The organism is Paenibacillus sp. J22FR21 (genome assembly GCF_056269135.1).
Map to the genome: position 1 here is coordinate 130961 of NZ_JBWDNJ010000007.1, position 23905 is coordinate 154865.

Here is a 23905-nt window from a genome sequence, read left to right on the forward strand (position 1 = left end):
TGGGATGACGCTCATTGTTCAGGATGTGCTTGATGTTTTGGAGGCGACGGGAGTCGGTGAAGCTATTGGTTGTGGTGCGGATCAACTGCTCTTCGGTGATGCCGGGCAGGCTGTCAGTGGAATCGTCGTCACCTTTATCGCATCGCAGCAGGTGTTGGAGCAGGCGGTTTCGTTAGGTGCGAACTTGGTGATTTCGCATGAAGGGATCTTTTACAGTCATCATCATGACGGAGATAAGGTCGCGTCTATGGAGGGCACGGTGTACGCTGCTAAGAAACAGTTGATTGCCGAGCACGGCCTTGCTGTCTACCGCTTGCATGACGGATTACATCGGCAGCAACCCGATGGCATTATGGAAGGATTGCTTCAAGAGCTGGGCTGGGAGGCGTTCGTCGCGGAGCATCTCCCTGCTGCCTCGATTGTTGAGCTTCCTCCGCATACCGGCCTCGAAATTGCGGCACATGTGAAGAAGCGGCTCGGGATAGAGTCGCTCCGTGCCGTAGGTGATCTGTCTGATTCGTGTAGACGCGTCGGCTTGCTCGCTGGTTACAGGGGAGGCGGAGAGCTGGCGATTCCGCTCTATGAGCAGTACCAGCTGGATCTGATCCTGTACGGCGAAGGACCCGAGTGGGAAACGCCGGAGTACGTGAGGGACGCCGTTCACATGGGAGCGGCGAAGTCTCTCCTCGTTCTCGGCCATCTGGAGAGCGAGCAACCGGGTATGCGGCTGCTGGCAGATCGGCTTGGTGAATTGTTCGCGGCCGTACCGATTCACTATGTGAATGTGGATCGAGTGTTTGATGTGGTTTAGATGTGGGGCTGTCTCAAAAAGTGCGCAGGTGACTTTTGGGGCGGCCTTGTTTTTGTTGTGTTTGGTAGGTTAGCAAGGAAAAGAGTTGCTCCCTACCTGAGCAATGCGTTGTTCAAACGGTGGGCTTGGCGGAAGTATCGCGAATTTGGTGAAAGAGTGGCACCTATGACAACACAATGGTGGAAAGGAGGGGTACCGGCTACCGCACATGTGCGGTAAAAGCTGGTACTTAGCTAAAGAGAGGTACCGTCTACCGCACATGTGCGCCAAAAGCTGGTTTTCAGTGTAGGAAAGTTTCATCTAACCCTCCCATTTGGAAAAAAATGCAACACAGACGCTTGGAAGTTTGTTACTGTGTGAATAGGACACATCAAGGACTGATTGGGAGGGAAATGAATTGAAATTGCATTATCCGGGACCTGCACGAGTTTGGACGGAAGCGCTGCCAATTGGGAATGGCCGTTTGGGAGCTATGATTTATGGCAGTGTGGAACACGAACAGCTGCAGCTTAATGAAGACACGCTTTGGTCGGGGCCGAACCCGAGCTGGAACAATCCGGAGGCGCTTGCTGCCCTGCCGGAGGTTCGCCAATTACTGGCGCAAGAGAAGTATGTAGAAGCAGATCAGCTGTGTAAACGAATGATGGGGGCATACACGCAAGCGTATTTGCCGCTTGGCCATCTGCACCTTCTGTTCGAGCACGGTAATAATACGAGCGATTATCGCCGGGAGCTCCGCATCGATGAAGCGATTTCGGCGGTGAGCTATCGGATTGGTAATGTGTCGTATACGCGTGAATATTTTGCCTCACATCCGGATCAAGTGATCGTGATGAAGCTGACAGCCAGCCAGCCAGGCAAGATCTCCTTCCATGCCAAGCTGAGCAGTCCGCTTCGTCACCGTATGGAACAAGACGGAGCGTCCGATCTCATTCTGAGCGGCATCGCTCCCGAGCATGTTGCGCCGAGCTATCAATCTTCCGATAACCCGATTCGGTATGGCGATGAGTCGACGTCACAAGCCATCCGGTTTAACGGAAGGCTTGCAGCATCCGCAGAAGGCGGTACGGTGGAGGCAAGCACCGATGGACTTCGTGTAAGCGGCGCAACCTCGGTTGTCTTAGTCTTCGATGCGGCGACGGACTACGCGAAAGACGAGCAGCCTGCGCTACTCACCTCGCAGCGCGTTCATGCGGCACTGAGCCGTTCCTATGAGGAGCTTCGCGCTCGGCATATCTCGGACTACCAAGCATTGTTCAATCGTGTAGAACTGGATCTGGGCCCAGCATCGGAGTCGGACGAGCTGCTTCCGACGGATAAGCGGATTAAGCAAAACGGGGCAAATGACCCCGGACTAGTAAAGCTGCTATTCGACTACGGTCGTTACCTCATGATTGCTTCATCACGGCCGGGAACGCAAGCGACGAATCTGCAGGGCATATGGAATCAGGAAACAAGACCACCATGGAGCAGCAATTATACGATTAATATTAATACGCAGATGAACTATTGGCCGGCAGAAACCTGTGCGCTCGCGGAGTGCCACGAGCCTATGATCGATTTAATCGAGAAGATATCGAAGAGCGGCCGGGAAACGGCACAAATTCATTACGGTGCTCGCGGCTGGACGGCTCATCATAACACGGATATTTGGGGACACACTGCGCCGGTTGGTGATTTTGGAGAAGGTGACGCGGCATGGGCATTGTGGCCAATGGGCGGACCTTGGATGGCCCAGCATTTGTGGGAGCATTACGCGTTCAGCAGAGATAAAGCCTACCTGAGAGACAAGGCGTATCCAATCCTGAAAGAATCGGCTATGTTCTGCCTGGATTGGCTCATTGACGACGGTCAAGGAAGACTTATTACGTCACCATCCACATCGCCGGAGCATAAATTTGTGACACAAGACGGGCTATCCGGTGTTAGCGTGGCTTCCACGATGGATCTATCGATTATATGGGACTTGTTTACGAACTGCATCGAAGCATCCGAGGAGCTGGAGATCGATGCGGAGTGGAGAGTGGAGCTGGAAACAGCCCAGGAGCGCTTATTCCCCTTGCAGATTGGCAAGTATGGCCAGCTTCAGGAATGGTATAAGGACTTCGAGGATGAAGATCAATTCCATCGTCATGTCTCGCATTTATTCGGCGTCTACCCCGGCCGTCAACTGACCGAAGCAGGCACACCGGAGCTGTTTGCAGCAGCCCGCCGCTCACTGGAGCGTCGCGGAGATGAAGGAACCGGTTGGAGCTTGGGGTGGAAAACAGGACTATGGGCACGTTTTGGAGATGGCAACCGAGCGCTCAATTTAGTGAACAACCTGCTACAACTTGTCGATGAGTATGCCCAAGAAAACTATCACCGGGGCGGCGTATACGCCAACTTATTCGACGCGCATCCGCCATTCCAGATCGATGGCAATTTTGCCGCAACGGCAGGCATTGCGGAATTGCTGCTGCAATCCCATCAGGAGTATGTATGGCTGCTTCCGTCGCTGCCGGATGCATGGCGAAACGGGTCTGTTAAGGGCTTGCGGGCTCGCGGGGGATTCGAAGTCGGCATGATCTGGAAGGAAGGCAAAATGCATTCGGCCAGTGTGAAATCGCTTGTCGGTGGCAGCTGCACCCTGCGTTCTGAGTCGCCAATTACGATCACGGATGCAGAAGGAAACCTTGTCGCTGCCGAACAGGTAGACGGAGGTTTGTATCGATTCACAACTCATATAGACGGAAGCTACTCCATTACCGGGTAAGTTTCGAAGCCGCCGCGGGAGGAGGAAATGCCTCTTCGCCGGCGGCTTTTTTTAGCTGCGTCGCTGCCGATAGACCGCAGGCGTCATGCCGACAATCTGCTTAAACACCCGGTGAAAATAAGGCATACTCTCGAAGCCGCATGCTTCAGCGATGACTGCGATGGTATCATCCTTGCCTTGCAGCAGCTCCTTGGCTCTCACAATTCGTTTAACCGTAATAAACCCGGTGACGTTCATCCCTGTGCTCTGCTTAAATACACGGCTGAAATGCGCAGGGCTGACGGAGGCCATCTGACTTAGCTTGCTGAGGCTGACAGCATCCGTAAAATGCCGGTCGATATACAGTAAACTATCCTTCATCCAGCTTGGACCGATAAAGGCGGAGCTGGCTCTATGCTTCCTCTCGCCATCTATCTCCCGATTAACCGCCAGCAGCAGCTGCTCTAAACACAGAACAATAGCATGGCGATAGCCTGCTTGCGCTGTCCGCAGCTCAGCTTCAACCCCATCCAGTGCTCGCTCAACATGTTGTTGAAGCGCCGGAGTACATTCCATTTTGAAACTATGATGGGTACGGCTTTGCTCGAAACACGCCATATATGAAAATGATTCGCCCAGCGATATCCGGTCCATCAGAATGGGATGAAAGAACATAGCAGTGGACGTAACGGGATCCTCTTTGTCCGGGAATGCACGGTGAATGGTGTTGCCCGGAATGATGAAGAGATCACCTTGATTCATGTCATAAATCGTTCGGTCGATGAAGAAAGCACCCTTACCGCTGTACACGTAGACAAGCTCAAACCAATCATGCAAATGATCAGGCAGTTCGCGCTGCAGCGTCTTCCGATCCTTGAACGTGAAGGCGAAAGGGAATGAAGGCTGGGCATCGAACTGTTTGCGTATAGGCTTCATGTGCGAGCGCTCCTTTGTTGTCCGTATCTTTTCTAAGGATATATCAAATGAGGGTATAAATCTGCAATAATATGCACTTTTATGATCTCATCAGGGTGTTACATTTAGGTTAAGACCAAACAAGCAAAGGGGTTTGAATCGATGGGAACAAAGTTGGGGAGCGAGACTTTACCTGCTAAGCAGCGGCAAGCATACGAGGTTATGGAGCAAAGCCCGGTCACGGTGCTGCAAATTGGCGAAGGTAACTTTCTGCGCGGCTTCTTCGATTGGATGATTCATAGGTGCCAAGAGCAAGGCTTATTCCATGGAAGTGTGGCGCTGACGCAGCCAAGGCCGGGAGGTCGAGCGAAAATCAATACCCTGCAAAGCCAAGACGGTCTCTATACCTTAGTGACGCGGGGGCTGGAGAATGGGGAGCGAGTGGAGAATAAGGAGATTGTATCCGTATTCTCTACGGTATTCGACCCTTACAGCGACTGGCAGCAGCTCATCTCACTGGCGGAGAGTCCTGCCTTACGTTTTGTCGTATCCAACACTACGGAAGCCGGACTCGTCTACAATCCGGAGCCGCTTGTGGAAGGCGAACCGATTCAGTCATTTCCGGGCAAAATCGCATGGCTGCTCTATCGCAGATATTTGGCGCTAGGCGGCAACGGAGCCGAGGACAATGGACTTATATTCCTGCCATGTGAGCTGCTTGAACGCAATGGCGATGAGCTGAAGCGCTGCGTGCTGCAATATTGCGAGGATTGGTCGCTGCCGGAGCCGTTCCGGGAATGGGTATCGACGCATAATCGCTTCCTCAATTCACTAGTGGATCGCATTGTAACGGGCTATCCAGCAGGTGAGCAAGCGGATGAATGGTTCTCGGAATGGGGATATGAAGATGCGATGCTGACTACTGCAGAGCCGTATCACTTCTGGGCGATCGAAGCGGAATCGAAGCTTGACGAAGAACTGCCGCTGCGGCAGGCAGGGCTGAATGTACGTTGGGTTGATGATTTGCGTCCGTATCAGCTAAGGAAGGTACGCATTCTTAATGGCGCTCATACGCTCATGACCCCGCTTGCCTTGCTGCATGGCGAGCAATATGTCAGAGATGTCATGGAGAATCCGCAATTCGGAGTCTTCGTAAGGGAAGCCGTTGCCGCTGAAATCGTGCCGACGGTTGCCATGCCGGAAGAGGAATTAATGGCTTATGCGGAGGCCGTGTATGAACGGTTTCTGAATCCATTCATTAACCATCGTCTCGCGGATATTGCCATGAACAGCCTTAGCAAGTTCAGAACGCGGCTGCTGCCTACGCTGCTTTATTATACGGATCGCGGAGAGTCGCTTCCGCCGCGAATCGTGAAGTCGTTAGCCGCACTGCTGCGATATTACCAAGTCGTTCGAGAAGGTGAAGGTTTCACAGGTCGCACGCTTAATGGCGCTCCATATACGGTCAGGGACGATGCGGCATCATTGGAGCTTCTAGCCGGGAGCTGGTCTAGTAAACGCCCGCTTGAAGAGATTGTCGCTCTTCTGCTCAGCCACAAGGAGATTTGGGGCAGCGATTTATCTGCCATCAAAGGGCTGGCGGATGGAGTTACGGTATTCATTCGAGAGATGGAAGCGAGTCACGCAGCAAATAACGCGAAGTTAGGCAGGGGGCAGTTATGAAGGGAATCATCTGTGCGGAAGTAGACCGTTTCGAATGGACGGAGAGTTTGCCTGAGCCGGTACTGGAAGCGGGACATGCCATTGTCAGCATCAAACGAATCGGCATCTGTGGGACGGATCTCCACGCCTTCAAAGGCAATCAACCTTTCTTCTCTTACCCGCGTATTCTCGGGCATGAGCTTGCGGGCATTATTGAAGAGGTTGGCTATAATGAGCAGGGACTTACGGTCGGTGATCAAGTCAGCATTATCCCGTATTTGCATTGTGGCAGTTGCATCGCCTGTCGCAGCGGCAAAACGAATTGCTGCACGGATATGTCGGTGCTCGGCGTGCATCGCGATGGCGGCATGCGAGAGCGGATCTCGGTTCCGGTCGCTTGTTTGATCCCGGCGAATGAACTCACGCTGGACCAGACTGCTGTGCTGGAGCCGATTGCGATCGGGGCGCATGCTGTGCGCAGGTCAGGTCTTGCTGCGGGCGAGACGGCGCTGGTCATCGGGGGCGGACCGATCGGCCTCGGCGTGATGGCTATTGCCAAGCACATTGGGGCGAAGGTCATCGCGATGGATATCAACGATGATCGGCTTAGCTTCTGCGAGCAAGGGGCTGGGGCCGACGCGCTTGTAAACGCGCTGCAGGAGGAGCCGGTTCAGCGAATCATGGATGCTTGCGGCGGCGAGCTGCCCGCCGTCGTCTTCGATGCAACAGGCAATGCCAGATCGATGGGCGACTCGTTCCGTTATGTGGCCCACGGCGGCAGACTTGTCTTTGTCGGGCTGGTCAAAGCAGATATCACCTTCAGCGATCCCGAGTTTCACAAACGCGAGCTTACGCTGATGGCAAGCCGCAATGCAACGAGAGAAGACTTCGACAATGTCTTGGACGCGTTGTCCGCAGGTGCCGTTGATGTCAACCGCTACATCACGCACCGTGCACCGCTGGCCGAGATGATCGAGCAATTCCAAGGCTGGCTGAAGCCGGAATCGAAAGTGATCAAAGCGATGGTGGAGCTTTAGGTTATACAAAGCATGAACATGGGTTTTCCTTATATGACCTCCCCTAAATCAATTAGAAAAGGGGAGGTCATCTTGCATAATCACTCTATTTGCGGAGGCGATTGTTCTATGAAGAGAAAAGGGGCTAACGGTTCACGGGTTTTCCGTAAATTACTGATTTCTTATCTTATTGTGCTGATTCTCCCGCTAATTGCTGCCTACGCCTCTTATCGCACCTCAATTGATGTGGCCAAATTCGATTCCATCGAGAATAGCAGAGTAACCTTGAATATGAGCAAAGAGATACTAGAGCGGCGGTTGGCAGAGGTTGCCGGCTTTACGAAGCAATTAGCGGTGAATGCCGAATTAAATCAGCTCATCGTCGACCCGAAGCCGTATGATCCCAACAATGTGTATGGACTGGGACGCATGCAGCGCAGCTTAGTCAATTACAGCAGCACCAACGATTATTTGTCTAACTTCTTCATCTATCTGCGCAATTATAATGCCATTCTGACACCGAATTCCGTCTTCTTCCGGCCCGAGCACTATTATGAACTGAACCAGTTCGACGACATGAGCTTCGATGAATGGGAGAAGTCGTTCCTTATGCAGCCCCATTTTAATGAAATTGTGCCTCTACACACCTATGTCCGCAATGACGGAAACACAGCGCTGCGCAAAACTTCGGCCATTACCTTCCTCCAAACGCTTCCGATCAACAGCTTCAAAGAATCGATGGCTACCGTTGCCATTATTATTGATGAGACGAAGCTAGGGGAAACGCTCGATCATATTGTGCAGCAGTATGGCGGTTGGGCGGTCATTACGGACAATAAAGGGAAAACCATTATCGCCAAAGGAATTGATGAGGCCGACTACAAGAAGGTTTCGGTTATCCCATCCGGAGTGGAGGCGGATACCAGCCGATTCGATAATGGCAGGCTGCTTATTTCCATCCGATCGAATACGAATGGCTGGCTCTATACGGCAGGTATTCCGGAGCAAGCGTTAATGGGCAAAGCGAATACCATTAAGAAAGTAACGGGAATTTACACGTTGGCCGCCTCCATTATTGCCCTCGTCAGCGGACTGTTGCTCGCTTATCGTAACAGTGCTCCGATTCATCGGCTGCTGAGTACGTTTCGTGATCAGAATGGCCATTTCAGCGGCAGCTCCAAGAACGAATATGATTTCCTCGCAGGTAACATCTCCAATCTCATCAATGATAATCAAACCCTCAAGGCGGATTTGCATAACCAGCTGCCTTTGCTTCGCGATGCGTTCATTAAGCGGCTGCTAAACGGAGAATTCAGCTCCGTGCGAGAAATCGAAGCGATTTCGCTGCAAACCGGCATCAAAATTGAAAGTGATCAAGGGTATGTCGGACTACTGCGAATCAACGGCTATGGCGGGATGGAAAATGCAGATATCGTTCAAGAGCTAAGCGTGGCACGTTTAATTCTGAAGCAGTCTCTTCTGGAAGCTAGTCCGGAATTGCTTGTGACCGATATGGGCTTCGATAAGATTGCGATCATCTTCCCGCGAATGAACTATGATTTCGAACAGTTGCTGCTTCTCATGGATACGGTTTATACCCAATATCGCCTTTCGATTAAGGTCGGCCTTGGCTCTCTCTATTACAGCATGCTGCATGAGATGAGCCGATCCTTCAATGAAGCCCAGCAAGCGCTGGAGTTTGCTATCTATACCGGTGCGGAAGATATCACCCACTACAAGGACACGATCCGTGAGACGGAAATGTACGATTACTCCATCGAGGCCGAGCAGCGTTTGATGAATACGGTAAAAGCCGGTGATTCCGAGAAGGGGCTTGCTGTGCTGACCCAGCTGTTCACGAGCAATTTTGAAAAACGGGATCTCTCGTATGAGATGATGCAGCAGTTCACCATGGAGCTAAAGAGCACGTTACTGAAGCTGGTGGAGCAGAAAGTGGTGCAGGATGAGGTTGCAGCCGAAGAAATTAGGCATCGGATCATGCATGTCCAGGCAACAGGTGGAGCCAAACAGCTCAAAGGGCAATTAGAAGCCTTAATTACGGATATGTGCCACGATGTCGTTCGGAAAAAGTCGGTCATGGATCAAGAGACAATCGATGAGGTTATTCAATACATTAACAATCGGTACCCGGAATCGAATTTAACCTTGTATCAGGTTGCCGAAGCCATCGGTCGACCGGAGAAATATATCTCGCAGCTGTTCAGGGAATACACCGGCGAGAACCTATCGGACTACGTGGAGCTTATACGGATTGGCAAAGCGACCGAACTGCTTAATGAGCGGACAATGACGATCGATGAGATCGCCGTACATGTCGGTTACAACAGTACACATTCGTTTCGAAGAGCGTTCAAGCGGGTGAGAGGAATCTCGCCAAGTGCGTACAGACAAACCGCCGAAGCCCCGATATGACTGGGTTTCGGCGTGAAAACGCAAGTGTACGGTGCATGAAAGAAGTGAACCTTTACGTCGTTCGCCGCTAAGGGATATGATCAATCCCATAAAGTAAGCGGTTACAATTTAGCTTGAGAGGAAAGCGAGAGGAGAGGACAATTTGAGCATCGCGGCTCGAAGTTTTAGAAGACACTGGCAATTGTATCTGCTCGTGATTCCGCCGGTCGTTTATTTTATTCTATTTAAATATTTACCCATGGCGAACGCAGTGCTGGCTTTCAAGAACTATAACGTGATGAAAGGCATCTGGGGAAGTCCGTGGGTCGGTACCAAATACTTTGACCTGTTCTTCGGTAACCCGGCCTTCAAGACGCTGATCAAGAACACGCTCTACATATCGTTCTATCAGCTTGCTGTAGGATTTCCGATTCCGATCCTGCTCGCGCTTGCTCTGAACGAAGTGAAGAGCATGAGGTTCAAAAAGATCGTTCAGATGGTCACGTATGCGCCTTACTTTATCTCAACGGTGGTCATGGTATCGATGGTGATGCTGTTTCTGGCCCCGCGTCTTGGCATTATTAACATGCTTGCCAACCGTATGGGATTCGAATCCATCAATTACTTAGGTGTTCCGCAGCTGTTTCGCTCGGTGTTTGTCTTCTCTGATGTGTGGCAGTCCATGGGCTATGCGGCGGTCATCTTCCTAGCTGCCTTAGCGGGGGTAGATCCCTCCCTCTATGAAGCGGCGAAGGTGGATGGTGCATCTAGGCTGCAGAAGATCATCCATGTCGATATTCCCGGCATCATGCCCACGATGGTCATTATCTTAATCTTAAATGTTGGCAGCATTATGGCCCTGGGCTTCGAGAAAATGTATCTGCTGCAAAATCCGCTTAATCTCTCCGCCTCCGAGATCATCTCAACGTATGTTTACAAAATCGGTCTGCTCAACGCCAATTACAGCTTCGCCACAGCTGTCGGGTTGTTCAACTCTGTCGTGAATATGATTCTTCTGGTCTTCGTTAACACGATCGCAAGACGAATCTCCAGCACCAGCCTGTGGTAAACAACTGACACGGAAGGAGGGACATGGGTGATTACCGAGAGCCAGAACGCATCTCGCCGCATCGCAGCCGTATCCCGCAGCAATAAAATTATGGAATCCCTGGGTGACCGCATATTCCTGTCTCTGACCTACCTATTCCTGCTTGTTATTCTGATTGTGGTGCTCTATCCGCTGTTGTTCATTATAAGCTCTTCCTTCAGCAGCCCTGCCGCCGTATCTTCAGGGGAAGTGTGGTTATGGCCGGTTCACCCGACGCTTGACGGCTATATCACTGTATTAAAGAACAGCCAAGTCATAAGCGGATATGGGAACTCGATCTTCTATACCTTCTTTGGAACGCTAATCAGCGTGTCGTTAACGATTATGATTGCTTATCCATTGTCGAAGAAGACGTTCTTTGGCCGCAGCGGACTCATGATTTTCATTACATTCACGATGCTGTTCTCCGGCGGACTGATTCCTAGTTATCTGGTCGTCAAAGCACTCGGACTTATCGATACACGCTGGGCGCTGCTCATTCCTAATGCGATCTGGGTATGGCAGGTCATTATAACTCGGACGTTCTTTCAGTCCTCCATTCCCGAGGAGCTCTCGGAAGCGGCAGAGATTGATGGCTGCAGCGATATCCGATTTATTCGCAGCATTGTCATTCCACTCTCGAAGCCGATTATCGCCGTTCTTGCGCTCATGTATGCGGTTGGGCAATGGAACGCCTACTTCGATGCGCTGATTTATTTGAAGACGCAGGCACTCTATCCACTGCAGCTTGTTCTTCGCAGTATTCTGATTCTTAACAACGGTACAGGCAATGTAGATGCCGGTGAAATGGTGCTTCGTCAGCAGATGACCAACCTGATGAAATACTCGCTTATCGTGGTGGCAAGCTTGCCGGTGCTGGTGATTTATCCGTTTGTTCAGCGTTATTTTGTCCAGGGTATACTGATTGGCTCAGTCAAAGGTTAAGTACGGTACGTGTATTTCAATTAGGGGGGATGACGATGTAACGAGGCAGGCTTATCACATGTATAGGGGCATGGCAAAGAGATGAAGAAGAAAGGGAGAGGTTATTCATGAGAAAGAAGAAATCATGGTCGCTCTTAGTTGCTTGTGTCGTTATTCTTAGCTTGGTTGTGACTGCTTGCTCATCTTCCAATAACGGGAACGGAAATGGAAATGGAAATGGGAGTGGGAATACCTCAGATTCGGGAAGCGGGAATACCAATACAGAAGCAAATCAAGACACCACTACTGCCGGCCCGCCCGTGAAGATTAACGTATTTGCTCAACAAGGCACGGACATGGATCTTAAAACCAACAAGTTTACGAAGGAAATCGAAAGTAAATTCAATATCTCGTTCAACTGGACGACGGTACCGTTCGATGGGGCGGCGGAGAAGAGACAAATCTCGCTTGCATCCGGCGATTATCCGGACTTATACTTGCTCATTCCTTGGGTAGACCGGTTCTCGCAATCCGATCTGCTCAAGTTTGGCCAGCAAGGTGTTATTCTTCCTTTGAATGATCTCATCGATAAATATGCACCGAACATTAAGAATACACTCGACAACAATGCCTATTACAAAGCGATGAATACAGCGCCGGATGGCAACATATATGGATTAACCGGATTAAATGAATGCTACCACTGCTCATTCCCGAACAAAATGTGGCTCAATACCAAGTGGCTTGATAAGCTAGGACTGACGATGCCCAAAACAACGGACGACTTCAAGAAAGTGCTGGAAGCGTTCAAAACGAAGGACCCGAACGGTAACGGTAAAGCGGATGAGCTTCCGCTTAGCGGCTCGATTGAGGCTTATGGGGTGCACATTATCCCTTACTTTATGAATGGTTTTATTTACGACGATGACCGGACTTATCTGCAAATGAATGACGGTAAAGTTGAGACAGTAGCGAATAAGCCGGAGTGGAAAGAAGGGCTTGCTTTCCTCAAGTCGATGTATGGAGAAGGTCTTATCGATCCGGGCGCGTTTACGCAAAATGCGGAAGCCTTCAAGAAAATCGGCGATAATGCGGATGTGCAAATTTTAGGTGCCGGAGCGGGGATGCATCCTTGGATCTTCGTGGAATCCGCGCCTACTGCGCCTTATGTGAAGGACTACAATCCGGTGCCGCCGCTCCAAGGTCCTCATGCCAACTATGCGACGTACAACTATCCAATTGATCCGGGCGGAACCTTCGTCCTGACGAGCAAAGCAAGCGAAGAAGTACAAGTTGCGGCTGTCAAAATGCTGGATTATCTCTATACGCAAGAAGGAGCGCTACACGGCATCTTCGGCGAAGAAGGGAAAAGCTGGCGTCAACCGAAAGAGGGCGATGTTGCGCTGAACTCGGACGTGCAGCCGCTTTATGCGACAATTCCACTTGCAAAAGGGGAAGCACCGCGTAATGATCTATGGGGAGCAATGGCGCAGTACAACCAATTCAAAGCTTTCCGCGACTCCGAGGTGCAAGGTGTCGATATTTATGGCGAGAATGGCTACGAACGCCGCCTGTTCGAAGCAACGAAATTATATGACGGCAAGCAGCCGACGAATACTTTCCCGCACTGGGCGCTATGGGTGGATCCGGCCAGCGCTGACGAAGCCGGCATGATCCAAACGAACATTAAGAACTACATCGATCAAAATGCGCTGCAGTTTGTGACAGGTGCTAAGAGTCTAGATAAGGATTGGGACGATTATGTAAAAGGGTTGGATGACCTGAACCTGAAGCGTTACCTGGAGCTGATGCAAGCGTCTTACGATTCATCTACGATTGATAAGTAGTAGACACGCCTACGTTTGGCGCATGGTGAAGCCGTCTCAAAAGTGCGCGGAAACGCGCCTTTTGAGGCTTTTTTTGACGATGATTACAATCGAAGTCTCTCGAAAGAAGATTTCTCCAAAACGGTCATTATGGAGATCGGGCAGGAGCGATTTTTTATAAGTGGCAATGAAGCCAGCGGCGATAAACCATTTGTTGGGCAGGGCCGTACGATGGTGCCGCTGCGCACAGTCGCTCAAGCTTTTGGTGCTAGCGTAGATTGTGAGAAACGGACACAATAAATATTAAGAACATCCTCTGCATAGGTATGTAACAGAGGAGCGTGAATCAGGTGGACAAGAAGGTTAAACGCTATTTCCAATTGAAGCAGAAGCAGAAAGAAATCGAGCAGGAGCTGACCGAGCTGCGCGGAGAGATTTTGGTACACTGCGAGGATCAGGGTGTTTCGGAGCTGGAGACGGGGAAATACCGGGTGAAAGTCGTTCATCAGGAGCGCAAGGAATACGACGACATCAAGCTGTATGAATCGCTCGGTGATCCAGAAGTATGGCGGTTGCTGTCTAGGCCGGATTCTTCTAAGATAGCGGGCTTAATCAAATTAAACGTACTAAACGAAGAGAAGCTGAAGGATACGTATGCGGTGAAGAACGTCTCGCTGCTTCAAGTGGATAAGAAGTGAGCCTCGCCATCACCTATCAGGATAAGAGCCGGAGCCTCCAAGAACCACTTTAACTAGTGGAGCTGGAGGTTTTTTAACGCACCGCCAATGATTCGATTTCTCCCCCAATGTGGTAAATTAATAGGATATCTACAAACCAACCGATAGATTGGAGCAAGCAAAATGAATGTCACGACGTATTGGCTGCAAAACGTGCGGCTTGAGACGGGGTTCCAGCGTGAGAATGGAATTGTCTCCGGAACAGAGACGGCTATTGGCCACGTGCTGGTTGTGGATGGCCGAATCGAATCGATCTTGTTCGAGGCGATCCCTGAAGAGGATCAGCGTCCGAAGCGAGATGCGAAAGGAATGCTGCTGCTTCCTGCATTCAGAGATGCGCACATCCATCTGGATAAAACCTATTTCGGCGGACCTTGGCAGGCGGTGAAGCCGGCTCGGAGTATTTTTGACCGGATCGAAGAGGAGAAAATCTTACTGCCGAAGCTGCTTCCGGTTGCGGTAGATCGGGCGAAGCAAATCATTGAGCTGCTGCTCGGATTCGGGTCGACAAATATGAGAGGTCACGTCAACATCGAGCCGACCAGCGAGCTTAGAGGACTGGAAGTTGCTCAGCGAGCACTTGCCGCCTACGAAGGCAAACTGGGCTACGAGCTGGTCGCATTCCCGCAGCACGGTTTGCTGCGTTCGAATTCGCGCGGCTTGGTGAAGCAGGCGATTGAGCAGGGAGCCACACATGTCGGCGGACTCGACCCTACCTCTGTGGATGGCGACATGGAACAATCGCTGCATGCGATGATGGATCTTGCCGTTGAAACCGGTGCCGGCGTGGACATGCACCTTCATGAGCAAGGGGCAGCAGGTTATGAGACGATGCACCGACTTGCGGAGATGACGATTGATGCAGGCTGGCAGGGGCGGGTTACAGTCAGCCATGCGTTTGGTTTTGCGAGCGGGACACCGGCGCAAGCCGAGCAGCTGGCGGAACGTTTTGCGGAAGCGGGGATTTCGGTGGCATCCACGGTGCCGATTGGGGGATTGGTCATGCCGATTCCGATGCTGCATCGCAAAGGAGTGAAGGTGGATCTGGGAACGGACAGCCTTACGGATCACTGGTCACCTTTCGGCAATGGCGATAATTTGGAGAAAGCGGGCCGTCTGGCTGAGGTGTACCATATGTCGGACGAGTATTCGCTGACCCGTGCGCTTGGATTTATTACCGGCGGCGTGCTGCCGCTTAATGAACAAGGACAGCGCGTATGGCCGGCTGTTGGCGACGATGCTTCGGCCGTACTCGTTCAGGCGAGTTGTTCCGCGGAAGCGGTGGCCAGAAGAGCGCCGCGAATCGCTTCGCTGTATCGTGGCAACGTGGTTTCGGGAACACTGTAAGTAGAGCGGTAACCGAACGCCTATTTACTGTCAAAGGATTTTCTGTTATCATCTTTCCAATAATTAAACGCGATGACGAGAAGAGTAGGGAAACATCGTTCTTATACAGAGAGCTCCGGCAGCTGAGAAGGAGCAAGGGACATTTTCGCGAAACAAGCCTCTGAGCAGCATGTCGGAACCGCCGTAAGCGGGGATGGCAGGACGGGAGCTCCCGTTACAGAGCTAGAGTATAACCACCTGCATGGATACAGGCAGGCGGCGTACTTGAAGAGGTTAATATGGCGACATATTAATGAAGCTGGGGTGGCACCGCGATCGATAAACTTCGTCCCCAAGACTACATGTCTTGGGGGTGGAGTTTTTTTAGTTTTTGCAAATCGGAGTGTCAGTGTCACGTCATGACTTCATTAGGAGGCGTCAACCTTGGAAAACGAGAAGGAACATCATAACGAGAATTTTCTATATAAGCTGATTAGCGGAGAATTGGAGCGGGAGCCTTTCGGAAGAGCCATGTGCACGAGGTTCCCGCCAGAGCCTAATGGCTATCTTCACATCGGGAGCGCCTATGCGATTCATACGAACTATACGATGGCGCAAAGGTTCGGCGGCAGCTTCAATCTGCGCTTCGACGACACGAATCCGCTGAAGGAGGATATCGAGTACGTGAATGCAATTGTAGAGGATATCCGCTGGCTAGGTTACGATCCGGGCGAGCACATCTATTACGGCTCCGATTACTCGGAACAAATTTATCAAGCTGCGGTCACCTTAATTGAGCGGGGGAGAGCGTATGTATGTGAGCTAACCCCGGACGAGACGAGGGAGTATCGCGGAACGTTAACGGAGCCTGGGAAGAACAGTCCGTATCGGGGGCGGTCTATCGAGGAGAATTTGGCCCTCTTTGCAAACATGCGCAATGGCGACTATCCGGCCTCATCCATGGTGCTTCGTGCCAAAATCGACATGGCATCACCTAACCTCAATTTGCGCGACCCCGTCATCTACCGAATTATCCATGCAGAGCACTACCGGACGGGGAACGAGTGGTGCATTTATCCGATGTATGATTTTGCTCATCCGATTCAAGATGCCATCGAGGGAATCACCTACTCTCTGTGCTCGATCGAATTCAAGGACCACCGGCCGTTGTATGAGTGGGTTTTGGAGGGACTGGGAATCCAAGAGCCACCGCGGCAAAGGGAATTCGGGCGGCTTAGCCTAACAGGCGTTGTGACGAGCAAAAGATTCCTGAGGCAGCTTGTTACCGGCGGCTACGTAGACGGCTGGGATGACCCAAGGCTGCCTACGCTGCGCGGCCTTAGAAGAAGGGGCTTTACGCCGGAGAGCATTCGCCGTTTTATCGAGGAGATTGGCAGTATTCGCACGACTAGCACGGTAGATATTTCCTTGCTGGACCATTGTCTCAGACAGGAACTGAAGGAGAAGACGGTGAGTGTGATGGCGGTTTTGCAGCCGCTTAAGGTAGTCATTACGAATTATCCTGAAGGTGAAACAGAGCTGTTGACTTTGGAGAATAATAGCGAGAATGAAGCTATGGGGCGGCGTGAGGTTCCGTTCTCGCGGACGATCTATATCGAGCGAGATGATTTCGTGGAGGTGCCGCCGAAAGGGTATCACCGACTGAGCCCGGGAAGTGAAGTGCGGCTGAAAGGCGCGTACTTCATCCGCTGCGAGGAAGTGGTCGTAGATCCGGCGAGCGGCGAAGTTACAGAGCTTCGCTGCACGTATGATCCGCTTACGAAGAGCGGATCGGGTTTCACCGGACGCAAGGTGAAGGGGACGATTCACTGGGTTTCGGCAGCGCATGCGGTGAAGGCGGATGTTCATTTGTACGACAAGCTGCTGCTTGACGAGAGTGCGCCAACACGCGAGGATGGCAGTTGGGCCGATGCGATTAATCCGGCTTCGCTCGTACTCGTCAAGGACGCGCTGATCGAACCGTCGGTGCAAGATGCCGGTTCGGAGGAGAAGTTCCAATTTTTCCGCCATGGGTTCTTCTGCGTGGATCGGAAACATAGCGGCGGCCTTGAGGGGGCGCTTGTGTTTAATCGGATCGTGCCGCTGAAGGATACTTGGAATAAGAGGTAAGTGAAGAGATGCTCCTCCGTCATGGTGATGGTCATGGCAGGAGGAACATCTCTTTTATTGAGATCTATCGAAGAACTGTAAATGGGACATCTGAAGGCAGTTTTGCGCTAACGAATCCTGAGGGTCTTAATCCTACAGTAATAGCCATTTTTCAAATCTAACAAATCGTTGGGGCCTTGTAGTGAGGAAATCGAGCTAGAAAGGCTCTTTCCTATCCCTACAATCCGCGAACCAACCCGCCGTCGACCATTAACGCTTGGCCGGTCATGTAGCTGTTCGCTGGCGATGCGAGGAACGCGACGTAGCGGGCGAATTCAGCCGGATCGCCATAACGGCCTACGCCGACCTCATCCTCGTTCCGTGTACGCTGCTCCTCATACGTAACGCCGGCAGCCGACGCGCGCGACTCGTCCAGCGAACGGACACGGTCCGTCGCGAACCTGCCGGGCGCCGCCGCGTTAATGAGAATATTCCGCGGCGCGAGCTCGTCCGCAAGCGTCTTGATCAGCCCTTGCACGCCGAGGCGCAGCGAGTTGCTGAGCACGAGGCCGGGGATCGGCTGCTTGATCGACGTGGAGGATACGTACACGATCCGTCCGCCTTCAGCCGGGAAATGCGGCAGCGTATGCCGAACCAATCGGACCACGCTCATCACGTTCTGCTGGAAGGCGGACTCCCACTGCTCGTCCGTAATGCTGGCGAACGTTCCGGCCGGTGGGCCGCCTGCATTGCATACGAGCCCATCGATGCTGCCGAACCGCTCCACAGCTGCGGCCACAAGCGCTTCAATATCTGCGGGCGAGGAAACATCGGCTCGCACCGCAAGCACTTCCCCTCCGGTAGTCGAGCGGATATCAGCCGCAGCTGCCTCAATGGTTTCTGCGTTTCTGCCGCAGATGACCACGTTCGCTCCCTCCTCAGAGAGCCGAAGCGCGGATGCTTTTCCAAGTCCCTTGCTGGATGCCGTCACGATTACAGTACGATTGCGAAATCCTAAATCCATCTAACCATTCCTCCATTCTACTCGTTCACTTTAGTAACTAGCATGCAATATTTCCTTCTGCTTGTCGAGTGTGTCTGGTAATGTCCCGATTCACGGAGATACCTATCTTATGATTAAAGGGATTAAATATTCATGAGCTAAGCGATCGCGTAGAGCAGGAGAACGCCTTCAAATTGCAGAAGTATAGGGATACACAAAACATTTACATCGTAGAGGCACCGCACAAGGAGTTGAACGGGATATGAACCCTTATGAGTTTCATTTGCAAATCGGTCGGATGCTGGATGATATCGCAGACGGTGTCTTTATTATGAAAGCAGAGGACATGGAACTGACCTACTATTACGTGAATAAAGCGGCTACCCGTATGACGGGGATTACGATGGCAGATGTAGGGCAGACATTCTTCGAACGCAATAAGCCTGCAATGGCTGAATATTTATATAAGAAATACGTTAGAGTCGTGACGGAGCGGACGGATATTCGCTATGAGGATGGCGTCGTGATGCCGAATGGGACGATGAGCGGGGAATCGATGCTGTCGCCAATTTTCGGTGAGAGCGGCGAGGTCGAATATGTGATCTGCTTGACGCGCGATATTACCGAACGCAAGAATTACGAGAACCTGCTCTTCCACTATGCTTACCACGATGACCGAACGAAACTGTACAACCGCAGATATCTCATGGAAAAAATGGTGAGTGCCGAAGCGCTCTTTCTGCTCGACCTCGACTATTTTAAAAATATTAACGATACATTCGGCCACGATGCAGGAGATGCGGTGCTTGTGGAGGTTGCAACTCGTTTAAGTATCGTATTTAAGACGGACTATACGCTGGTTCGACTTGGCGGTGATGAATTTATCGTAGCTGCCGGGGTACCTGTAGAGCAGCCGGAGACGATGGCTTTTCTGATTATGGAGTTGTTTCGCGCACCTTTCCGAATTTACGACCAGCAAATTAAGCTGAACTGCAGCATCGGAATTGCGCTGAAGCAGGAGCAGGAAGACATTCAGACACTGCTCAAACAGGCGGACATTGCGCTCTATAAGGCCAAAGGAGCCGGTCGCAAAAGCTTCCACGTGTACGAGGCAACCTCCCGGTACGATCATGTCGAGAATTTCATCCATGAGCTTGCGTTGTCGAGCGCGCTTGAGCTGAAGGAATTCGAGCTGCATTATCAGCTGATTTACAGCCCGCAGCAAGGATGCGTGGTCGGCGCTGAGGCGCTGCTTCGCTGGAACCGAGCCCTTGTAGGGATGGTTCAGCCCGCGGAGTTTATTCCCATTACGGAACAAACCGGCCTCATTGTACCGATCGGCTATTGGGTGATCCGCCAGGCATGCAAGGATTGGCATCAGCTGGTGGAGGGTTACGGGGAAGAGATTGGCGTTTCCGTGAACATTTCGAGGGTGCAGCTTAGTGAGCCGGATTTTGTAGATCGGATCATTGAAATCGTCGAGCAGGAGAATGTCCCTCCGCAAGCGATCGAGCTTGAGCTGACGGAGAGTACGGTAATCAGCGATTCCGAGGGCATAAGACAGACGCTCGGTCGGCTGCGTTCCGTCGGTTTCAGCATTGCGCTCGATGACTTTGGCACCGGATACTCCTCGCTGAGTATGCTGACACTGCTGCCCATCGATACGCTGAAGATTGATCGCTCTTTTATCCAAGAGATGAATGAGTCTGTTCTGTCCGCCATGCTTGTTATGGCCGGTGCTTTGCGTTTGAAGGTAATTGCGGAAGGTGTAGAGGACGCGGGTCAGTATGAGATGCTGAAGGCGATGAGCTGCTGGGGCATTCAAGGGTATTACATCAACAAACCGGTTGCACTGGTCGCGCTGCAGCAGGTTCCGGTTTAATGGGCTGATTCCGGCAGCGAAAAAGAGTGGCTGAACGAGGGGAGACCTTGTTCAGCTGCTTTTTTGTTTGCTCTAAGTTCACGCTAACGAACCTTAGAGCAAGAGAGGTACCAGGAACCACACATTAGCCGAAAACCGGCTTTTGGCGCATATGTGCGGTACCGGTTACCTCTCTTCGGCGAAAATACACCTCGCCATAAAAAAAGCTGCCTCGAAACGCGCATGGCGCACGCTCGAGATAGCTTATGATTTGAGTCACGGCTTCAATAGCCTCAGGAGGCTTCTCAGTTTGTTAGCTCACAGCTTCGCTCGCACGTTGAAGCAACGCTGCAACGCGATGATTGCCTTGCTCGGTTGCTATCGAGGATGCTGTTTTTCCGTCCCCGGTTAAGGCATGAATGTCGGCCCCATGTGCAAGAAGCAAGGAAATGATCTCTTCGTTATCGTCATGAAAAGCTGCCGTATGGAGCGCGGTATGCCCATTGCTGTCCAGAATAGTAGCTTGAGCTTGATTGGAGAGCAGCAGCGAAATCACGTCCACGTTACGTTCCCCCGCGATAGCAGCATGCAGAGCCGTATTCGATGGAATGTAGGATACTTTGGAATGCGAGATGGCATTTACCGATGCCCCATGATCGAGCAGCGCTTGCACCGCATCTTTGTTTCCGAAATGCGCTGCGAATCCAAGAGGCGTTAAACCATCGTCATTCTCGGTGTCGGCGAGCTCCGGATGAGCTGTCAGTGTGGCAAGAAGCTGAGAAACTTCACCCAAACGAGCGGCTTGAAAAATATCCTCAATAAGTAATTTGTTTTCCATGATCAATCCTCCGTTTACGCGAATACATACCTAACCTCGATTATACTTTTTCTGGAAGCGAACTCTATATTCCTGCCCTGTTCCAGCTCAATAAAAAAACATTATTTTATTGTATACATTATGTATTTATTACGTAGACAATGATTTTTGCCTCATGGTATAGTGCAGAGGAAAGCATGACATGGACTCGAAAAGAGGGGAACTATGAGACAAGTTACGGTAGCGGATAACAAGGAGATCCTCCTTAACCGAGGACAGCCTTTCTTCTATTTGGCAGATACAGTGTGGGGGGTATTCTCGGCCGCGAAGCTGGAGGAGTGGGAGGTCTATCTCGAATACCGCCGCTTGCAGGGATTTAATGCCTTGCAAATCAGCGTGCTGCCGCTCGTGCATGAGACGGTCGCTGATGAATTGCCTTTTCGAGTTGGCGCAGATGGCAAATGGGACTTTATGAGCTGTAATGAGGCTTACTTCGATAAAGCGGAGAAGATGCTGCAGATGGCCTGCGAACGCGACTTCCTTCCCGTGCTTGTCGTGCTGTGGCACAACTATGTTCCCGGTACAGGCGTGAATAACATGCATCCGGAGTATACGATTCCGTGGGAGGCTGTTCAGCCCTACACAGAGTACATAGCGAAGCGGTTCGCGCGCTACAATCCCCTTTATTACATCAGCGGCGACACGCAGTTTGAGAACGAGCAAGTGACCTCCTATTACGAGAAAGCACTGCAAACCTTGAAGCGCTGCGCTCCCGAGGCCGTAACGGCGATGCACATGGGATCGCATCAGCACGACATTCCGGATCGGATTGTGCAATCAGAGGACTTGGACCTGTATATCTATCAATCCGGCCACTTGACGGAGACGCAGTCCGATTGTTACGAGCTCCCGGAGCAATTCATGGAGAAGACCATTCGTAGACCTATTCTGAATTCAGAGCCCTGCTATGAGGGGCATGGATATGGCAATCGATATGGCCGGTATGGTGCTTTTGATATTCGTCGCGCCTTCTGGTGGAGTGTTCTTGGCGGGGCCAAAGCAGGCTTTACCTATGGCGCGCACGGTATCTGGTCCTGGCATAGGAAAGGGACACCTTTTCATAATGAGCATTTTGCCAAAACACCGTTCGACTGGCGAGTGGCGCTGCGATTCTCAGGTGCGTGGGATATCGGCTATGCCAAAGAATTGTTCGAGCAGCATGCCATGTTCGAGCTTGTTCCGCGTAACGATTTGCTCGTCACCTCTTATCCGGAAATCCGCGTTGCCGGCAGCAGAGATTTAAGCATAGTGGTGATTTATGTTCCTTACAGCATTGATGTGGAGCTGTCATTAGATTTGACTGCGGAAGGCTACGCGGTGAAAATGATTGATTTGGATAGGCGGAATGTCCTGCAGTCAGCGGTTTCAACCACATCCGCCGCGGATGGTGTGAGCAACAGCAGGATTCCGATGTCAGATACGAATACGGACGTACTCATTATTGCGATCAAGGAGGCGACAACCAAGTGAAGGTGCTCATCATTGGCGGAACGGGAACGATCAGCACGGCGATTACGGAACAGCTGCTAAGGCGCGGGGATACGGAAGTTTGGCATTTCAATCGGGGCCGGGGGGAAGCACCTGCAGGTGTTCAGACGATTATTGGGAATAGGCGGGATTTTGCAGCGTTTGGAGAGCAGATGGCGGAAGCAGGGCGGTTCGACTGCGTTATTGACATGATTGGGTTTCAAGCGGATGAGGCGGAGAGCGCGATCCGTGCTTTCAAGGGTAAAGTCGGTCAGTATATCTATTGCAGCACGGTTGATGTGTATACGAAGCAGGCGGAGCGTTACCCGATTACGGAAGACGGCGAACGTGAGGCGCTGCCTTCTTTCCCGTATGCTTTCAATAAGGTGCTGAGTGAGAATTTGTTGATTGACGCTCATGATCCCGGCACGTTTCCCGTTACGATATTGAGGCCGGCTCAAACGTACGGCGGCAGCGGGACGGCTGTCCCCTCCATCGCGGATGGCAACTACAATATGAAACGGCTGCGTGAAGGGCGTCCGATCATTATTCATGGCGACGGCACTTCACTGTGGGTCGCTTGTCATCGGGATGATGTGGCGAGAGCTTTCGTGCAAGCTGTGGGCAACGAGGCAACTCTCGGCAAGGCGTACAATGTAACAGGTGAGGAATGGATGACGTACGACCGTTATTGGAGAACGGTTGCTGATGCGCTAGGTGCGCCTGAGCCGCGATTTGTTCATATCCCGACTGATCTTCTTGGCTTGGTGCTGCCGAAGAAGGCAGAGTGGTGCGTGGAGAACTTCCGGTACAATAACCTGTTTGACAATAGTGCGGCACGGCATGATCTGGATTTTCGCTATACCGTGAAGTGGGAGCAGGGGATTCGAGGCGTTATTGATGAGCTGGATAAGACGGGTGCAATCGAGGCAGCGGGCGAACGGCCTTGGTACGATGCGCTGGTAGAGGCGTGGTCATCGGCGGAAAAGCTGATGGCGGAGCGGATGGAAGGCTTGGACGGATAACGGATGTGTTAGCGTGGGTGTATGAAGGCGCGGGGAATTGAGGGCGTGAGGGCAGAAGGCGTGAAGGTATGAGGGCGTGTGAGGGCATGAAGGCCTTAAGTCGCAGGGGTGTG

General features: G+C 51.7%; 18 protein-coding genes and 1 other annotated feature. Of the genes, 15 read left to right on the top strand and 3 right to left on the bottom strand.

The window, feature by feature from the left end; translation table 11 throughout:
- The first annotated feature begins 4 nt into the window (after positions 1–4).
- Together AC0YNS_RS23820 and AC0YNS_RS23825 are read left to right on the top strand one after the other, a co-directional pair.
- Positions 5–811, top strand: coding sequence for a Nif3-like dinuclear metal center hexameric protein (locus AC0YNS_RS23820; protein ID WP_475783432.1), 807 nt, complete (start codon positions 5–7; stop codon positions 809–811).
- Positions 812–1208: 397 nt separating this feature from the next.
- Positions 1209–3566 carry a glycoside hydrolase family 95 protein gene (locus AC0YNS_RS23825; RefSeq protein ID WP_475783433.1) on the top strand — a complete coding sequence of 786 codons (2358 nt, stop codon included), beginning with the start codon at positions 1209–1211 and terminating at the stop codon, positions 3564–3566.
- Positions 3567–3617: 51 nt separating this feature from the next.
- Here AC0YNS_RS23825 and AC0YNS_RS23830 read toward each other — a convergent pair whose 3' ends face one another.
- Positions 3618–4481 (bottom strand): helix-turn-helix domain-containing protein, encoded by an 864-nt coding sequence (locus tag AC0YNS_RS23830; protein ID WP_475783434.1) that lies wholly within the window; start codon positions 4479–4481, stop codon positions 3618–3620.
- 141 nt (positions 4482–4622) lie between these two features.
- Here AC0YNS_RS23830 and AC0YNS_RS23835 point away from each other — a divergent pair, with 141 nt between their 5' ends.
- From AC0YNS_RS23835 to AC0YNS_RS23880, 10 genes are all read left to right on the top strand, one after another.
- Positions 4623–6143 (top strand): tagaturonate reductase, encoded by a 1521-nt coding sequence (locus AC0YNS_RS23835; protein WP_475783435.1) that lies wholly within the window; start codon positions 4623–4625, stop codon positions 6141–6143.
- Positions 6140–7159 (top strand): zinc-binding alcohol dehydrogenase family protein, encoded by a 1020-nt coding sequence (locus tag AC0YNS_RS23840; protein WP_475783436.1) that lies wholly within the window; start codon positions 6140–6142, stop codon positions 7157–7159. Before AC0YNS_RS23835 ends, AC0YNS_RS23840 begins: the two co-directional genes overlap by 4 nt.
- Positions 7160–7267: 108 nt before the next feature.
- Complete coding sequence (locus tag AC0YNS_RS23845) at positions 7268–9571, top strand: helix-turn-helix domain-containing protein (RefSeq protein ID WP_475783437.1); 2304 nt, start codon at positions 7268–7270, stop codon at positions 9569–9571.
- A gap of 142 nt (positions 9572–9713) precedes the next feature.
- Positions 9714–10619, top strand: a complete 906-nt coding sequence (locus AC0YNS_RS23850) for an ABC transporter permease (RefSeq protein ID WP_475783438.1) — start codon at positions 9714–9716, stop codon at positions 10617–10619.
- A 90-nt stretch (positions 10620–10709) separates the two neighbouring features.
- Positions 10710–11582, top strand: a complete 873-nt coding sequence (locus AC0YNS_RS23855) for a carbohydrate ABC transporter permease (protein ID WP_475783636.1) — start codon at positions 10710–10712, stop codon at positions 11580–11582.
- Between the two features lie 107 nt (positions 11583–11689).
- Complete coding sequence (locus AC0YNS_RS23860; protein WP_475783439.1) at positions 11690–13408, top strand: ABC transporter substrate-binding protein; 1719 nt, start codon at positions 11690–11692, stop codon at positions 13406–13408.
- A 15-nt stretch (positions 13409–13423) separates the two neighbouring features.
- Positions 13424–13687: a stalk domain-containing protein gene (locus tag AC0YNS_RS23865; protein ID WP_475783440.1), complete on the top strand. Its 264-nt coding sequence runs from the start codon at positions 13424–13426 to the stop codon at positions 13685–13687.
- A 50-nt stretch (positions 13688–13737) separates the two neighbouring features.
- Positions 13738–14085, top strand: coding sequence for a hypothetical protein (locus tag AC0YNS_RS23870; protein ID WP_475783441.1), 348 nt, complete (start codon positions 13738–13740; stop codon positions 14083–14085).
- Positions 14086–14247: 162 nt separating this feature from the next.
- The gene (locus AC0YNS_RS23875) at positions 14248–15471 is read left to right on the top strand and encodes an amidohydrolase (RefSeq protein WP_475783442.1); all 1224 of its coding nucleotides are present in this window, start codon (positions 14248–14250) and stop codon (positions 15469–15471) included.
- A gap of 63 nt (positions 15472–15534) precedes the next feature.
- Positions 15535–15807 (top strand) — a binding site (T-box leader).
- 87 nt (positions 15808–15894) lie between these two features.
- On the top strand, positions 15895–17580 hold the full coding sequence (locus AC0YNS_RS23880; RefSeq protein ID WP_475783443.1) for a glutamine--tRNA ligase/YqeY domain fusion protein: 1686 nt from the start codon (positions 15895–15897) through the stop codon (positions 17578–17580).
- Positions 17581–17797: 217 nt separating this feature from the next.
- Here AC0YNS_RS23880 and AC0YNS_RS23885 read toward each other — a convergent pair whose 3' ends face one another.
- Entirely contained in the window at positions 17798–18583 is a 786-nt protein-coding gene (locus AC0YNS_RS23885) for an SDR family oxidoreductase (protein WP_475783444.1), read from the bottom strand.
- A gap of 241 nt (positions 18584–18824) precedes the next feature.
- Between AC0YNS_RS23885 and AC0YNS_RS23890 the strand changes: the two genes are divergently transcribed.
- Positions 18825–20444: a putative bifunctional diguanylate cyclase/phosphodiesterase gene (locus AC0YNS_RS23890; RefSeq protein ID WP_475783445.1), complete on the top strand. Its 1620-nt coding sequence runs from the start codon at positions 18825–18827 to the stop codon at positions 20442–20444.
- Positions 20445–20736: 292 nt separating this feature from the next.
- On the opposite strand, the gene AC0YNS_RS23895 is transcribed toward AC0YNS_RS23890, so the two are convergent.
- Positions 20737–21261 (bottom strand): ankyrin repeat domain-containing protein, encoded by a 525-nt coding sequence (locus tag AC0YNS_RS23895; RefSeq protein ID WP_475783446.1) that lies wholly within the window; start codon positions 21259–21261, stop codon positions 20737–20739.
- Positions 21262–21465: 204 nt separating this feature from the next.
- Here AC0YNS_RS23895 and AC0YNS_RS23900 point away from each other — a divergent pair, with 204 nt between their 5' ends.
- A complete protein-coding gene (locus AC0YNS_RS23900) occupies positions 21466–22770 on the top strand; it encodes a glycoside hydrolase family 140 protein (protein WP_475783447.1) in 1305 nt (434 codons plus the stop codon).
- Positions 22767–23792: an NAD-dependent epimerase/dehydratase family protein gene (locus AC0YNS_RS23905; RefSeq protein ID WP_475783448.1), complete on the top strand. Its 1026-nt coding sequence runs from the start codon at positions 22767–22769 to the stop codon at positions 23790–23792. The genes AC0YNS_RS23900 and AC0YNS_RS23905 overlap by 4 nt, the downstream gene beginning before the upstream one ends.
- Positions 23793–23905: the final 113 nt, after the last annotated feature.

What these genes read in the sequence shown, in the direction of transcription:
- AC0YNS_RS23855 (WP_475783636.1), top strand. Translation starts at nt 10,710, where the DNA reads ATGGAATCCCTGGGTGACCGCATATTCCTGTCTCTGACCTACCTATTC.
- AC0YNS_RS23890 (WP_475783445.1), top strand. Translation starts at nt 18,825, where the DNA reads ATGAACCCTTATGAGTTTCATTTGCAAATCGGTCGGATGCTGGATGAT.
- AC0YNS_RS23830 (WP_475783434.1), bottom strand. Translation starts at nt 4,481, where the DNA reads ATGAAGCCTATACGCAAACAGTTCGATGCCCAGCCTTCATTCCCTTTC.
- AC0YNS_RS23900 (WP_475783447.1), top strand. Translation starts at nt 21,466, where the DNA reads ATGAGACAAGTTACGGTAGCGGATAACAAGGAGATCCTCCTTAACCGA.
- AC0YNS_RS23835 (WP_475783435.1), top strand. Translation starts at nt 4,623, where the DNA reads ATGGGAACAAAGTTGGGGAGCGAGACTTTACCTGCTAAGCAGCGGCAA.
- AC0YNS_RS23845 (WP_475783437.1), top strand. Translation starts at nt 7,268, where the DNA reads ATGAAGAGAAAAGGGGCTAACGGTTCACGGGTTTTCCGTAAATTACTG.
- AC0YNS_RS23885 (WP_475783444.1), bottom strand. Translation starts at nt 18,583, where the DNA reads ATGGATTTAGGATTTCGCAATCGTACTGTAATCGTGACGGCATCCAGC.
- AC0YNS_RS23895 (WP_475783446.1), bottom strand. Translation starts at nt 21,261, where the DNA reads ATGGAAAACAAATTACTTATTGAGGATATTTTTCAAGCCGCTCGTTTG.
- AC0YNS_RS23860 (WP_475783439.1), top strand. Translation starts at nt 11,690, where the DNA reads ATGAGAAAGAAGAAATCATGGTCGCTCTTAGTTGCTTGTGTCGTTATT.
- AC0YNS_RS23820 (WP_475783432.1), top strand. Translation starts at nt 5, where the DNA reads ATGACGCTCATTGTTCAGGATGTGCTTGATGTTTTGGAGGCGACGGGA.
- AC0YNS_RS23840 (WP_475783436.1), top strand. Translation starts at nt 6,140, where the DNA reads ATGAAGGGAATCATCTGTGCGGAAGTAGACCGTTTCGAATGGACGGAG.
- AC0YNS_RS23875 (WP_475783442.1), top strand. Translation starts at nt 14,248, where the DNA reads ATGAATGTCACGACGTATTGGCTGCAAAACGTGCGGCTTGAGACGGGG.